Origin of the sequence: Bradyrhizobium mercantei, assembly GCF_001982635.1 — a bacterium.
In the GTDB taxonomy this organism is placed as follows: domain Bacteria; phylum Pseudomonadota; class Alphaproteobacteria; order Rhizobiales; family Xanthobacteraceae; genus Bradyrhizobium; species Bradyrhizobium mercantei.
This window is the reverse complement of the sequence record NZ_MKFI01000013.1, coordinates 85,671-100,008: the sequence shown is the minus strand read 5'-3', so window position 1 is coordinate 100,008 and position 14,338 is coordinate 85,671. Positions and strand designations below refer to the sequence as shown.

Genomic DNA, 14,338 nt, shown 5'->3' with positions numbered 1-14,338 from the left:
CGGCGACGATTTGTTCGTCACCAACGTCACCCGGCTTGCCGACGGCATCAAGCACGGCCGCGCCAATTCGATCCTGGTCAAGGTCAACCAGATCGGCACGCTGACCGAGACGCTCGCGGCGATCGAGATGGCCTACAAGGCCGGCTACACCGCTGTCATGTCACATCGCTCCGGCGAGACCGAGGACTCCACGATCGCCGACCTCGCGGTCGCCACCAATTGCGGGCAGATCAAGACCGGCTCGCTGGCGCGCTCCGACCGTACCGCCAAGTACAACCAGCTGCTGCGCATCGAGCAGGAACTGGGACGTTCCGCGATATTCCGCTGGGTGCGAGGAAGCGTCGGATGACGATTTTTCGAGATGCCAGACCTAGCTGAGGTGGCGATCCGCCCGCGGTGGATCGAACCGCGGGCTATCGGGACTCGTCGGCGTCGTAAATGACCGCCCTTTCCTACACCGCTCTAACCGTGGATAGGAACCGGTCGACCGCGGTTCGCAAATGCCCGCTCTCGCTCGAAAGCGATCGCGCTGCTGCCAGAACCATCGAGGAGGAGCGGCCCGTTTCTGACGCCCCGCGCTGCACATCGACGATGTTTGAAGATACTTGCTGCGTGCCATGCGACGCCTGCTGCACATTGCCGGAGATTTCCAGCGTGGCCGTTCCCTGTTCCTCGACTGCGGCAGCGATCGTGGACGACACCTCTGATAGTTTCTCGATCGTTGCCGTGATTTCCATAATTGCGGAAACCGATGAGCGCGTTGCAGCCTGGATCCCGGAGATCTGCTCCCCAATCTCGCATGTCGCCTTCGCAGTCTGCTGCGCGAGCGCCTTGACTTCGGAGGCGACGACGGCAAACCCACGACCAGCGTCTCCGGCACGCGCCGCCTCAATGGTGGCATTGAGAGCCAGCAGGTTGGTCTGGGCCGCAATCGTATTGATCAACTCAACGACGTCGCCGATGCGAGCAGCAGCTTTCGACAGCTCGCCAACGCTCTCCGTGGTAGCCCGGGCCTGCTCGACGGCTTCGCTCGCCATCCGCGCCGACTGCTGGACTTGACGGCCGATCTCACCGATCGAAGCTGACAGCTCCTCGGTGGCGGAAGCCACCGATTGCACATTGATGGATGCCTGCTCCGAAGCCGTCGCTACGAGCGTGGCGAGATCCTGCGCCTGCTCCGCGGTACCTGCAAGCGTGCCTGCAGAAGCCTCTAGTTGGCCGGACGACGAGGAAACGGTCGTGACGATCGTACCCACGGCGCTTTCGAACTCGTCCGCGAGGTGCATCAGGGTGGCCCGTTTTTCGGCCTCGGCGCGCTTCTCGCCGGCCTTGTTCTCCTCTTGCAGGACGTGGATCCGCTCGGCGTTCTCCTTGAATACCTGCACGGTCGCCGCCATCTGCCCGATTTCGTCGCGGCGCAGCAAAGCCGGCACCTCGACCGCGAGATCGCCTGATGCGAGCTGGCGCATCGCTGCGCTAAGCGAGCGCACCGGCAGAGTGATGCTGCGGGCAATTGCGAAACCGACGATTGCGGCGAAAACCAACGAGGTCAGGGATAGGACCAGCATCCACCCGCTGGCGCCGGTTGCGGCCTGCGCTACGGACGCTCGAGTGAGGTCCTGGAGAGTTGTCGCAGCTTGCTTGACCTCAGTCGCCGCAGCCCGCATCTTGCCGCTGAGCTGATCGATCGTGACCACGAGTTCTTGGCGTTTGGCCACCGCATTGGACAACCGGCCGAAGTCTTCCACATAGCGCTTCAGAGCGCCAACGAAGTCGTCATAAGAATCCTTAAGATCGTCGTCGCCCTTCACTTCAGAGGCGAATTTGGCACCGAGTTCGGCGACCTTGGCGAGCTCGGCGCGGACCTTTTGTTCGTCCTTGCCGCTGGTGGCGAAGCGAAAGGTGGAAGTCCGGGCACCCAGATAACGGTCGAGCACGGTTCCGTAATCACCCTTGCCGCCGCCGATCAAGCCTCCGAGCGCTTTGCGGATGTCCCGATCGTCATAGTTTAGACCATCCTCCACCTCCTGCCGCAGCGTGACGCGCTCATAAAGCGTCAAGAGGTTTTCGCCGACCTTCTTGTTCAATTCGCGGATGGTCAGGACATGCTGCTGCTGCACCGGGTCGGCAATCTGCTCCCCGAGCACTTCGAGATGCTTGCTGACGGCTTCCGCCCGCTGTGTCACTTCGACCTTCTTCTCCGGTGCCCCCACAGCGATGAATTCGCTGGTGGCCCGCTGCAGATCACCAACCAGCATCTGCAGGCGGTTCGCTCCTTCGACGACACCGGCGGACGCCGCATAGCCCTCGAACAGTCCTGCTGTGCTTCTCACCTGCATCCAGCCGCAGCCCGCGATCATCGCGAGGAGAACCAGCAGGGTACCAAAGCCGAGATAAATGCGCAGCGTAATCGAGCTGGCGCCGAGCAGCGCTGAAAATTGCTTCATCGATAGGTCCCGGTAGGAGATTCGCGCAGTGGAATCGCGAAGGTGACGAGCGATAAGTTCAGCATATGATTTTTCACTAAATTATCAGTTAAGCACACCGCCCGGTGGGTTGATTGTCCATATGCTATAAATTGCGAGACTCCTGCCGCGTTCGTCGACGGTTATGATCCTCCGTGATGTTTATCAATGTGTTTAGTAACGTGGATGTTTAGCACAATCGCTCTGTCCGCGGTTCCGGGGCAGATCGCTGGGCAAGTTTGCCACCTCGACGACCGGCCGATAGTCACGATCGCGGGCGCGCCCGACAGACTTCGACGGTACTGGAGCCGAGCCTCTACGTTCATCCGGGATCGATGCTGGTGCCGGATCCCAAGGGCGAGCTTGCGCGCACAGCGGCCTTCCGCCGGATGATCGGTCGGTTGTTTTTGTACTCGACTCGTTCCGCCCAGGCCGGCGAGGACAGCGCCTGATCGTGCAATTGGCCTGCACGGTGCTGAAGCAGTTCGGCACCTGGCTGCCCGACCGGGCGCCGATCCCCTGGGGGCGACTAGAACACTCCGGCTCGAAAATTTTTCGCCCTGAAAGCTCCGGTGCCTCTAACCAAAGAAGTACGTCGGCCTCTTCGCTCACCCTTCCTCAGGGGACGGACACGTTCCATAAGCTTCATTCCGCGAATGCCGTTCGTGTGCTTTCGACCTCTTGTCTCACGCAACATTTAACTCGGTCTCGTCGACCAATCGTCGAGAACACAATCAAGAGTTATGAGAACGGCGATCGCGTGCTGTGGGGCGGTGCCAAGCGCAAGAGCTTGTCGCTCGCCAATTGGGCTTCGAGGGATGGCACGCGCTTAAGGTAGGAACCCCAGCCATGAGCACTGAAGTAAAACAGGCAGCGACAGCTCCGATACTCAACGGGACCGAGGCTCAGCTCTATGTCGCTGACGTCAGGACCTCGAGCGATTTCTTCACGTCAAAACTCGGCTTTACAGCCGACTTTGTATACGGCGATCCGCCGTTTTACGGCATGGTTAGGCGCGATCGTGCGCGGCTTTGCTTGCGGCTTGTTTGCGAGCCCGTCTTTGTCGGGGACAATCGCCAGCGCGAACAACTTTTGTCAGCCTCGATTACTGTGGATACCGCAGCAGAGATCAAGCAACTCTTCTTGGAGTTCCAATCCGCTGGCGTGACCTTCCATCAAGGACTCAAGAAAGAACCTTGGGGCGCAAGGAACTTCATCGTTCTTGATCCTAACGGCAACCTCATTCTGTTCGCGGGCCCTGCTGGCTGACGGCTCTTGAAACAAGCTCAAGTCTGAGCGATGGCAGTTGCTTCGTCTTCGCTATTGTCGGCGCCCAGTCATGAATAGAAAAGCTCAGAGATAACAAGTCTACGTAGATTGAAAGGGACCAAGCTACTTACTGGCGGGCTACGTTGTGTTTGACCGCCCAGCCGTAATTCCGGCACCCAGGTCGAGCGGTTTCAACGAGATCAAGCAATTGCCGTCGGATGGTGACGCGCCACGACCGGCTCGCCGCCAATTGCCTTGCCCCGTCCAACTCACATCTATCCAGCTATAGCTGGCCGCGCGATGAGCCCAGACCCATAAGTTTGAAGCGGCCTCAGGCCGGCCGCAGCTCCGACGGAGCAGACATGGGTCGGCCGTTTTCCGGACCCGCACGATGGCCCGGTCGGCAAAAAAGCTGGGAGCGCAAGCCCGGCATCCCTGGAGGGCCAGCCATGTGGCATTTCATGATTTCCTCGCCCGGCTGGTGACGCATGTATTTGTGGCCGGCGACCAGTATCTGGATTCCGATGTCGCGTTCGGCGTCAAGGACAAGCCTGATCCGGTCGGGCCCCGATGGTCGCACGGTTAACACGGACTATTTTCACCTGAACTATGATTTTGGGCTTAAGCGGGCTTGAGGCTCGTTGTGGGTTTATGGTGCGCTCGGATGGCGTTCGCATTTGATCCGATATCAATGGGTTACGGGGGCCAAGAACGAGTTGAGGTGCATTTCGTGGGTGAAGTGCCTTTTGGCCCAACCGCTGAATAAGGACCCTGCCCTACACGAGATCAGGTTGGCCCGCCGCTCATAACGGTCTGGTTGCTGGTTCGAGTCCTGCCGGGCCGACCAACGAGATCAAGACCTTAGTTAACTCTCGTTGCCTGCAGCGCCATCGCCGCCCGCCAGATGCGTCCACTCTCGTTCGTGAAGGCGGTTCACGCTCCACTCCCAAGGCTGCGATCTGCTTCAGCTAGCGCTCCCGCAACGTTTCCTGCCGATAGCGGCGGAGCGGCGACAACAGATAGCTCAGGATAGTCCGCGATCCGGTCTTGATCTCCACCGTGACAGCCATCCCGGGCGACAGATGGACCATCCTGTCGTCGATCTGCATCTGGGTACGATCGAGCGAGATTCTCGCGCTGTAGTTCAGCTCCTGGCCTTTCGGCTCGCTGGTGTCGTTTGCCGCACCCAGCGCCCGATCGCTGGCGCGATCCTGCAGACGATCGCGGATCAAGGCGTCCTGCGACACCGACAGCACCTCGCCACGCAACAGGCCGTAGCGGGTGAAATTGAAGGTATCGACCTTGATCTCAGCTTGTTGTCCGGCATGGACGAAGCCGATATCGCCGTTCGACACCATGGCCTCGATCTCGAGCCGGCTCTCGCTCGGCACCACCACAAGCAGCTGTTGCGCCGGCGTCACTACGCCGCCGACGGTGTGAACTGCAAGCTGCTGCACCACGCCGTCCACCGGCGCAGTTAACTGCTGCAGCTTCGTCCTTTGCTCGGCCTTGATGAGGTCCTGGGCGAGCCCGCTCGCTTTCTGTTCCGCCTTGGCGAGGTTGTCGGAGATCGTGTGCCGATATTCCGCCACCGCCTGGTTGCGCGTTTCGCCAATGGCTGCGATGGCCGCTTCCGTCTCGTGCAAATGACTGGTCTGAACCACGAGCTCCTGCTGCTGCTCGACCAGGAGCTGAAACACCTCGAAGTAGGTCAGCTTCGAGCCCAGTTCCTTCTCCACAAGCGTCTTGCGGATGTCGACGCGTGATTGAATGACCGGAATGATGGTCTCCAGCTTGTGGATCGTCGCCCCCGTTGTGGCTAATTCGGCTTCCTTCTGAGCTTGCTGTCGCGCGAGTGCGGCGATCTTGGCGCGGTGCTCCGTCACTTGGTTGAGCAACAGCTGGCGCTGCGTGCTGATCAGCTCCGGATCTACGCCGCCCGACGGCACGAAATCGGCGGCTGGATTGTCTGAAAGCGCCGCGCGCAAACGCGCGATATTGAGCCGCTCGGCAAGCAGGTCGTTGCGCAGATGATCTCGCTCCGCCTCGTTCGCGGTCGGATCGAGCTCGATCAGGACGTCGCCGGCCTTGACCGCCTGACCATCCTGGACTCGAATGGAGCGCACCAAGGCGGTCTCGAACGGCTGGATGATCTTGACGCGACTGCTGGGAAGGACCTTTCCCGTGGCCGAGGCGACGATATCGATCGTGCCCCACCAGGCCCAGACCAGGGCCAGGCCGAACAGGACGATGATCGTACTGCCAATCGCGCGACCGAGCGGCGATGGCGGCGTCTCCACGATTTCAAGCGCGGCGGGCAGAAACGCCAGCTCTTCGCGGCGGCTTCCTCGCTGACCACGAAACGGGATCACGCGCTGCGCCGACGGTTCGGGCGCTGCGAGTTCAGCCGACCTCATGGAATCCTCCCTGCAGCCGATGTAGCGACGCATAGCGGCCGCCAGTCTTGATCAATGTGTCGTGGCTGCCATCCTCGACCAGGCGGCCGCGATCGAGCGTCACGATTCGGTCCGCCGTCCGTACGGTGGAGAGCCGGTGCGCGATCACCAGCACGGTCCGGCCGTCGGCGATCTGCTTCATGTTCTGCTGAATGATCCGCTCGCTCTCATAGTCCAGCGCGCTGGTCGCTTCGTCGAAGATCAGAATGCGCGGGTCGGTGATGAGGGCCCGCGCAATGGCGATCCGCTGGCGCTGGCCGCCGGAAAGCGTCGAGCCGCGCTCGCCCACCATGGTGTCATAGCCTTCTGCGAGTTCGAGGATGAATTCATGCGCGCCCGCAAGCCGCGCCGCGGCGATCACGCGCTCCATCGGCATCGCAGGATCGGCAAGCGCGATGTTGTCGCGCACCGAGCGGTTGAACAGCACGTTTTCCTGCAGCACGACGCCGATCTGGCGGCGCAGCCAGGCGGCGTCGGCCATCGCGAGATCCATTCCGTCGACCAGCACGCGTCCGCGTTCCGGAACGTAAAGCCGCTGGATCAGCTTGGCGAACGTGCTCTTGCCGGACCCGGAAGGCCCCACAATGCCGACGGTCTGGCCTGCCGGCACTTCGAACGAGACGTCCTGCAGGACTTCCTGCCCGTCTACGCGATAGCGGAACGAGACGTGATCGAACTTGATGTCTCCCCGAATCGCCTGCAGCCGCGCCCGCCCCGCGGAATAGGTCGGCTCGGCGGCGGTGTTGAGAATGTCACCGAGCCGCGCGATCGACAGGCGCGCCTGATGGAAATCCTGCCAAAGCTGCGCAAGACGCAGTACCGGCGTACTCACCCTGCCGGCGAAGATATTGAAGGCGACCAACTCGCCCACCGAAAGGCTGCCGTCGATCACGAGCCTTGAGCCACAGTAGAGGATGCTTGCGGTGACGAGTTTGCTGACCAGCTGCACCGTCTGGCTCGCACTGTTGCCAAGGCTCAGGACCCGGAAACTCGCAGCCACATAGCCTGCGAGCTGCTCTTCCCAGCGCCGCTGCATCTGCGGCTCGACCGCCATCGCCTTGATCGTCTCGATCCCGGTGACGCTTTCGACCAGAAAGGCCTGGTTCTCGGCGCCGCGGCGGAACTTCTCGTCCAGCCGCCGCCGGAACAGCGGCGTCGCTCCGGCGGAGATCGCGATATAGAACGGGAACGAGCCCAGCACGATCCAGCTCAGCAGCGGCGAGTAGAAGAACATCACGCCGAGGAAGACGGAGGTGAAGAACAGGTCGATGAGCAGCGTCAGCGCCGAGCTGGTGAGGAAGTTCCGGATGTTTTCCAGTTCGCGAACCCTGGCCACCGAGTCGCCGACGCGCCGCGCCTGAAAATAGGCCATCGGCAACGCCAGCAATTGCTGAAACAGCCGTGCGCCGAGTTCGACGTCGATGCGGTTGGTGGTGTGCGCGAACAAATAGGTCCGCAGGATTCCCAGCACGGTCTCGAAAACCGAGATCGTCACCAGCCCGAGCACGAGGACATCGAGCGTGCTCAGCGATCGATGCACCAGCACCTTGTCGATGACGACCTGGAAGAACAGCGGCGAAACCAGGCCGAGCAGTTGCAGGAAGAACGAGGCGACCAGCACTTCACTGAGCAGATGCCGGTATTTCTGGATCGCAGCGACGAACCAGCCGATGTCGAACCGCCGCGCCATGTCGGACAATCCGGCACGTCGGGTCATCAGGATCAGCTGCCCGTCCCAGATGGCGAGGAGTTCGTCCCGCGACATCAATACCGGCCTAGGCGCCAGCGGCGACTGCACCAGCACCCGGTCCGCATCAGCCTTGGCAAGGAGAAGGAATCCGCCATCACGCAACGACGCGATGGCGGGCAAGGGCGTGCTGCCGAGCCGCGACCAATCGGTTCGCCAGGCACGAGCCTTGAGGCCGAGATCCCTGGCGCAGCGGAGCATATCCGCTGCGCCGATCTTGTCCGTTCCCAGCCGATGCCTGATCTGTCCGGCATCGGCCGCAACGCCCTGGAGATGTAGCAGCGTCACGAGGATTTCGAGACCCGGGTCGGTCGGTCTCGCACCATTGGTTTCGATGCTCATGGTCGGTCTCCAGGACGAGGTCGTCAGCGTCAGGCGGCGTGCGGCTGAGCGAGCTGCGGCTGCTGGCTCAACGGCGGCTCGGCGATGGGCATCGCACCGTGACCCGCTCCCGCCGAGACGAAGCTCGACGCCATGAACTGGCTGAGCAGGCTCGCGCTTGCCGCCGCCGTCGGCGCGAGGGTTGGCGCCGCGCCCGCGATCACCTCGTTGTTTCCCGCACCGCCATCGAGGACATTCTGCGGGCTGCCGCCGAGCAGAATGTCATCGCCCGCGCCGCCGCTGAGGAGCTCGCTGCCGTTGCCGCCGATCAGGACGTCGTCGCCGCCGCCGCCATTGGCGGTGAGCAGGATGCCGTTGCGCAGTCCGGAAGCCGAGATCACATCGTCGCCGCCGAGGCCGTTGATGACGAGACGGTCGCCGGCGCCGACGTTGGAGATGGTCACGTCGGTCGCAAGACCCGTCACCGTGATGACGCCGTTGTTTTCGGTGATATTGATCGCGTCGTCACCGTTCGTCGCGTTGAGCACCACGGTGTCCGGCTTGGCGTCATTGCCGCCGAGGTCGATGTTGACCTGACCGACGCCGGTGCCGGTCAGGTCGTTGACAGTGATGGTGTCCGCTCCCGTGAGCGCATTGACGTCGATGGTCTCGATGCTGGTCAGGTTCATCGAGACCGTGCCGATGTCGCGGGTGAGCGTGGCGCCGCTGCCATTGGCCGATATGGTCATGTTCTCGGTCAGATTGGCCCCGTTGAACACCAGGGTGTCGTTGTCCGCACCGCCGTCGACCTTGTCGCTGCCATCACCCGGATTCCAGGTGAAGCTGTCGTCGCCCGCGCCGCCGAACAGCAGATCGTTGCCGCGGCCGCCGATGATGGTGTCGTTGCCATCACCGCCGAGCAGCGTATCGCTGCCGTCGCCGCCGGTGATGGAGTCGTTGCCCGCACCGCCATCAACGGTCAGCTTGATCAGATTGGCAAGGCCGTTTCCGGCGATGAAGACGTCATCGCCGCCATTCATGTTGAGCACGAGGTTCTCGGTGGTGCCGATGTCGAGCGAGAACGGCCCCGGGCTGACGCGATCGAATCGCACGCGGGAGCCGTTGGCGGTGAGGGTGAAGTTTTCGGCGCCGTTGCCGCCGTTGACCTGGGCGGTGTCGATGCCGTCGCCGCCTTCCATCAGGTCGGTGCCCTCGCCCGGATTCCAGATCATGAGATCGTTGCCGGCCCCGCCGAACATCTGGTCATCGCCCGTGCCCCCAATCAGCATGTCGTTGCCGCCGCCGCCGAACAGCAGGTCGTTGCCGCCCTTGCCGAGCAGGGTGTCGTTGCCCGCGCCGCCGAACAGCTCATCGTTGCCGGAGCCGCCGGTGATGACGTCGTTGCCGGCGCCCCCGAACAGCTGGGCTGCCGGAAGTGCCCCGTTGGCCTCGTCCAGCGCGATCGTGTCGTCGCCACCGGCGCCGAACACCTGGATCAAGGAGGTGTTCGCGACCGTCGAGGTGCCCCCCGTGATGGCGACCGCGCCGCCATCAACGAGGATCCTTCCGGCCGCGTCGCGACTCACGGTGATCGAGTTGTCGAGATTGTCATCGAACACCGACAGCAGGCCGGCGGCCGAAGAAAAACTAGCTTTGATAGCCATAGTCGTCATCCTTCCAGAGGTTTTATGCCCCTCGACCGATGCTTAGCCGCGAAGCGGATGACAGGCTTGAAGCCGGCCTTGAGAACGCCGTGATTTGCCTGAAGAAGCCCTGCTGATTTCCTGATTGTGCTATTGTGATCGAGCCGTGATCTGGCCGTGATCGGCCGTGATCGCCTGAGCCCCAACCGGACGCGGCAACCACGCGCCGCGGCGCACCAAAGGCGAGTTGCAACCACGGTTGATGCGGTTCAAATCGCGGCAAGCCGGTCCAGGACACGAGCATGCAGTTTCATTTCGCCGATTACGTACTTGATACCAGCGCCCGCGAGCTGCGGTTCAGGTCTGAACTGATTGCAGTCGAGCCCCAGGTCTACGACCTTCTGCTCTACCTGATCGAGAATCGCGATCGCGTCGTCACCAAGGACGATCTGGTTGCTTCGGTGTGGGGCGGCCGCGTCACCTCGGATGCGACGCTGACCAGCCGCATCTATGCCGTGCGCAAGGCGGTCGGCGACAGCGGCCAGCAGCAGAAGCTGATCCGCACCATTCCGCGCAAGGGCCTGCGCTTCGTCGGCGAAGTGCGCACGCCGTCGATGGACGACGAACTCGGAGAGCTTTGCGCTGAGCCGGCCCTGAACCAACCCGTCGACCCAATCGCGGCATTACCCCTGCCCGACCGTCCCGCCATCGCCGTGTTGCCTTTTGCCAACATAAGCGACGATCCGGACCAGGATTATTTCTCTGACGGCATCAGCGAGGACCTCATTACCGCGCTCTCGAAGCTGCGCTGGTTCTTCGTGATCGCGCGCAACTCGTCGTTTGCCTACAAGGGCAAGTCCGTCAACATCAAGGACGTCGGCGAGACCCTCGGCGTCGGTTATGTCGTCGAAGGCAGCGTGCGCAAGGAAGGCGATCGCGTGCGCATCACCGCGCAGCTCAACGACGTCGCCACCGGCAGCCACCTGTGGGCGGAGCGTTACGATCGCAGCCTCGCCGATGTGTTCGCCGTGCAGGACGAGATCACGGAGGCGATCGTTGCGTCGATCGAGCCGCAGCTCTATGCGGCGGAACACTTTCACTCCAGACGCAAGACCCCGGACAGCATGGATGCCTGGGGTCTGGTGATGCGGGCAATGTCGCATTTCTGGCGGATCACGCCAGCCGACTATGTCAAAGCCCAGGAGCTGCTGGAGAAAGCGATTGCGATCGATCCGCACTACGGACAAGCGCTTGCCGTTCTGTCCTCCAGCCACACCTTTTGCGCCTACAATGGCTGGAGCGAGATGGCGACGTCGGTGCCGATTGCCGAACGCGCGGCGCTGGCGGCGGTCCGCGCCGACAGCGAGGATCCCTGGGCGCACCATGCGCTGGGTTGCGTTCATGTGCTGCGGCGGCGTTTCGACGAAGCGCTTGGCGAGTTCGAGCTGGCGCTGAAGCTCAATCCGAGCTTTGCGCTGGCGCTGAGCGTGTACGGCCTCGCGCTGACGTTCAGCGGCCACTGGGAGGAAGCCGGCGCGGCCACCGCGAAGGCGTTGCGCCTCAGCCCGCGCGATCCATTTGCGGCGATCTACAACGGCATCGCGGCCCATGCCCAGTTGGTCGGACGAAATTACGAGGAGGCGATGCGCCTGGCCGGAGCCAGCATTCGGCTTCGCACCGATCATGTCTCTGGCTACCGCATGCTGACCGCGGCGGCCGCGATGGCCGGACGAGGCGAAATCGCCACGGCTGCATTGCAGGAACTGCTCCGCAGACAGCCCGATTTCTCGTTGGCCTGGATCGGGAAAAACTTGCCGTTCAAATACGAAGCCGACCGCGAACACTATCTGGAAGCCTTCCGCCGAGCCGGCCTAAATTAGCTCGAGGGCCACACCATCGCCTGCACAAAGCCGTTTTATCCAGGCGCCCCAATCAAGCCACCAACGGTTGCCTCGGCGCGGCGGTACCAACGCCACGACTCGATCTCGGCGCGGGTGCCGAGGAGCGAGCAGGCTCCGACGGCGGTGCTGGCGCGGGAGGTTCTGTGGTCTTCACGATATCGGGCAGCGATCCGCCGTGCTTGGCAAGCACGCGTGAAATGCGCTCGAACACGCGGCGCGTCTGCAATTCGATGTTGTCGCGTGCGTCCTCGTCTGCCCAAATGATTCCCAACAAGCACAAGAGCTCTCCGCTCGTCCCGAGAGGAAGGCGGCGGACCGGCGAGTATTGCGGTCTGTTAAGGTTCTCTGTCGACATGAGTGTAGATGGTCGGAGTGCGAAGTTCGTGAGCGGCATTTCGTTGCGACCAGCCCGCAACAAAATGCGCTCCGGAACTGGCGACCAAGTGTAGGCTTATGGTGCGCTCGGAGGGCGTTCGCATTTGCCGCGATTTCAATCGCTTGCCGGGATCGGGGAAAGAAGCAAGGTCCGTTTCGCGCTGAAGAGTGCCTTTCAGCTCCGCTTCAGACACAACTAGGTCGCTGCGAGCGAACCATCGACCTCGCGAGCCAAACACGTCGACGAAGCGCGGTGATTGACCTACGTCGCTCGGCATCGGGAGTTCCGTACGGCTCACTCTCGCAGCTCCGAGTGAGACGGTATTGACAAGCGCTCAAATGGCGAGCTTCGTCGTTCGTCATCTTCTCATACCTTGAGTCATCTCGTATCGAACGGCGAATTTGGATCGCCAGGCCGCCAATCTTCTCCCTCCCCTTTCTCCTCGCGTGTTACAATAACATCTCCGCCAACCGGCGTTGCATAGAGAACGTGTGATGGAAACTTCGAATCCAAACAGACACGTCCGGTATGGCGGCCAAGTCGCTTCTGCTTTCCTGCGTGGGTACGCCTAAAGTCTGCAGTGCCGGCATCTCCATTCACAGATCGAATACGAAAGCAACGGTACTCGCCTCCCAATGAATACCATATCCGTACCGAGCCAGCCATGGCTACTGCGTCGCAACGGCAAGCCAGCAACCGTATGCTTGCTATTAGCTGCGAGCCGGCGGCAATCGCCATTTGAACGTTCATCGGGGATCGGGCCGAAAGCGAAACAAATTGCGTCCTGGTAAATGTGGAGGGCGAAATGGCCCTGCACTTCAGCCGCGTCGAAGCTGGCGATCTGGAGATGTGGATCGCAAGCAGTGACGACTATTCATTCGTTATCAGCAACGAGAGCCGAAGTGGACCGGGCTTGCATGGAGAGCCTGGTTTCGTTGCGTCATACCGTCCAGACTTTCTGAATATGCCCGCGCTTCAAGTGTCCGGATCGCCCTTCAGCACGTTCGCTGAAGCCGAACGGGCCTGCAATGCGTTCCTGGGTCGCCTCATCATCGAGGGATGATCGGCGCCGACAATGGCGGCCTGCCCGGACGCTCCGAGGCCATCCGCCGGTTACTGAGACTGAAGACGAAAAGTAGGTAGCCCCCTTGCCCTCGCCCGCAGGTTGCGGGAGACTGTCGCCCTTTCAGAATAGATATTTTAGGGCGGCTATTATGAAACGACTTTCGTTGGTCACGGTGGCATTGGCCGCTGCGACGATAATCTCATCACCATGTTTTGCGAGAGCCGGCGGAGGCGGCCACTCTTACGGAGGCGGAGCAAGATCCGGAGGGTCGTTCCGAGCGGCCCCGGTCATGCGCTCTGCGCCCGTTTACCGAGTAGCGCCGGCTGCACGAGTGTACGCGCCCCGGTATCAATACGTTCGTCCCAGGTATGTCCCAGCGACCTACAGCAGGTCGACGCTGCAGCGGCCAATCTATGTGCCGCGCAATCCGATCGCCGAACGTGATCTTCGGTCGGGTAGTCGCTCATGATGCAACTACAGCTGTTTCGCGTCCCGGCGGCAATCCACGAAGCCTAGCGAGCAGCTAGGTTCCACCCACCATCAATCGGTCAAGGCCCCGTCCGCGACACCGCCCCCGCGATTCGATGGCATGACCCCTGCATTAGATTTCCTGCTGGGGATTCAGTGTCCCAGGAATAGACGCCGTTACGCGGTGTATTTTTGAGACGGCGCCCCGGATCAATGGGGAGGTATCGTTGAATAGTGCAGCACCTCAGAAGGCTAGGTTCCTCGTTCGGACGGGAGGCACCGGCTGGATGGTCTACGATCGAGAACTCAAGGGGCCAGCGCAATTGGAAAAGGGTGGCCGGTTCGCGGAGAAGCTGACGAAGGAACAGGCTGAAAATCTAAGGCAGATGCTGACGGATTCCCTGCCACCGCCGCCGGCGGGCAAGCGTCGCGCCGCGCGTTCCGAGTAAATTGCATTGTTGTCCACAGTGTGGATTACGCCACACCGCGCGGGCGTGAATCGCCGTACCGTAGGCTTCAGGAGTATGACTCCATGGGCCTCGGACCCGTCGCGAATGGCAGGCTATGGTTTGGCGGCCTCATGGGCCTCGCGGCGTTAATCGAGCTCCCGCCTGACAATTGGAAAT

At 61.8% G+C, this 14,338-nt stretch carries 8 protein-coding genes and 2 pseudogenes; 6 read left to right on the top strand and 4 right to left on the bottom strand.

Going from position 1 to position 14,338, the window contains the following annotated elements; translation table 11 throughout:
* A pseudogene (eno, locus tag BI327_RS39380) lies at nt 1-349 on the top strand (phosphopyruvate hydratase); the annotation flags it as partial.
* A gap of 103 nt (nt 350-452) precedes the next feature.
* Here eno and BI327_RS39375 read toward each other — a convergent pair.
* Complete coding sequence (locus BI327_RS39375) at nt 453-2,447, bottom strand: methyl-accepting chemotaxis protein (RefSeq protein ID WP_076867015.1); 1,995 nt, start codon at nt 2,445-2,447, stop codon at nt 453-455.
* Nucleotides 2,448-3,245: 798 nt separating this feature from the next.
* Between BI327_RS39375 and BI327_RS39370 the strand changes: the two are divergent.
* Nucleotides 3,246-3,734 (top strand): annotated as a pseudogene (locus tag BI327_RS39370) (VOC family protein); the annotation flags it as partial.
* 451 nt (nt 3,735-4,185) lie between these two features.
* Complete coding sequence (locus BI327_RS39365; protein WP_347337690.1) at nt 4,186-4,320, top strand: hypothetical protein; 135 nt, start codon at nt 4,186-4,188, stop codon at nt 4,318-4,320.
* Nucleotides 4,321-4,702: 382 nt separating this feature from the next.
* Here BI327_RS39365 and BI327_RS39360 read toward each other — a convergent pair whose 3' ends face one another.
* From BI327_RS39360 to BI327_RS43640, 3 genes are read right to left on the bottom strand one after another with little or no spacing between them, the layout of a single operon-like run.
* Entirely contained in the window at nt 4,703-6,151 is a 1,449-nt protein-coding gene (locus tag BI327_RS39360) for an HlyD family type I secretion periplasmic adaptor subunit (RefSeq protein ID WP_076867013.1), read from the bottom strand.
* Nucleotides 6,138-8,279: a type I secretion system permease/ATPase gene (locus tag BI327_RS39355; protein WP_076867012.1), complete on the bottom strand. Its 2,142-nt coding sequence runs from the start codon at nt 8,277-8,279 to the stop codon at nt 6,138-6,140. The genes BI327_RS39360 and BI327_RS39355 overlap by 14 nt, the downstream gene beginning before the upstream one ends.
* Before the next feature lie 29 nt (nt 8,280-8,308).
* Nucleotides 8,309-9,922 (bottom strand): calcium-binding protein, encoded by a 1,614-nt coding sequence (locus tag BI327_RS43640; protein WP_076867011.1) that lies wholly within the window; start codon nt 9,920-9,922, stop codon nt 8,309-8,311.
* Nucleotides 9,923-10,203: 281 nt separating this feature from the next.
* Here BI327_RS43640 and BI327_RS39345 point away from each other — a divergent pair, with 281 nt between their 5' ends.
* The 3 genes from BI327_RS39345 to BI327_RS43420 all read left to right on the top strand — a co-directional run bounded on the left by BI327_RS39345 (nt 10,204) and on the right by BI327_RS43420 (nt 14,161).
* Nucleotides 10,204-11,781, top strand: coding sequence for a winged helix-turn-helix domain-containing protein (locus tag BI327_RS39345; protein WP_076867010.1), 1,578 nt, complete (start codon nt 10,204-10,206; stop codon nt 11,779-11,781).
* Nucleotides 11,782-12,983: 1,202 nt separating this feature from the next.
* Nucleotides 12,984-13,241: a hypothetical protein gene (locus BI327_RS39340; RefSeq protein ID WP_076867026.1), complete on the top strand. Its 258-nt coding sequence runs from the start codon at nt 12,984-12,986 to the stop codon at nt 13,239-13,241.
* Between the two features lie 758 nt (nt 13,242-13,999).
* Nucleotides 14,000-14,161 (top strand): hypothetical protein, encoded by a 162-nt coding sequence (locus tag BI327_RS43420; RefSeq protein ID WP_244485111.1) that lies wholly within the window; start codon nt 14,000-14,002, stop codon nt 14,159-14,161.
* Nucleotides 14,162-14,338: the final 177 nt, after the last annotated feature.

Bases quoted from the DNA above. Each gene is read 5' to 3' on its own strand.
- BI327_RS39345 (WP_076867010.1), top strand. From the start codon at position 10,204: ATGCAGTTTCATTTCGCCGATTACGTACTTGATACCAGCGCCCGCGAG.
- BI327_RS39340 (WP_076867026.1), top strand. From the start codon at position 12,984: ATGGCCCTGCACTTCAGCCGCGTCGAAGCTGGCGATCTGGAGATGTGG.
- BI327_RS39360 (WP_076867013.1), bottom strand. From the start codon at position 6,151: ATGAGGTCGGCTGAACTCGCAGCGCCCGAACCGTCGGCGCAGCGCGTG.
- BI327_RS39355 (WP_076867012.1), bottom strand. From the start codon at position 8,279: ATGAGCATCGAAACCAATGGTGCGAGACCGACCGACCCGGGTCTCGAA.
- BI327_RS43420 (WP_244485111.1), top strand. From the start codon at position 14,000: ATGGTCTACGATCGAGAACTCAAGGGGCCAGCGCAATTGGAAAAGGGT.
- BI327_RS39375 (WP_076867015.1), bottom strand. From the start codon at position 2,447: ATGAAGCAATTTTCAGCGCTGCTCGGCGCCAGCTCGATTACGCTGCGC.
- BI327_RS43640 (WP_076867011.1), bottom strand. From the start codon at position 9,922: ATGGCTATCAAAGCTAGTTTTTCTTCGGCCGCCGGCCTGCTGTCGGTG.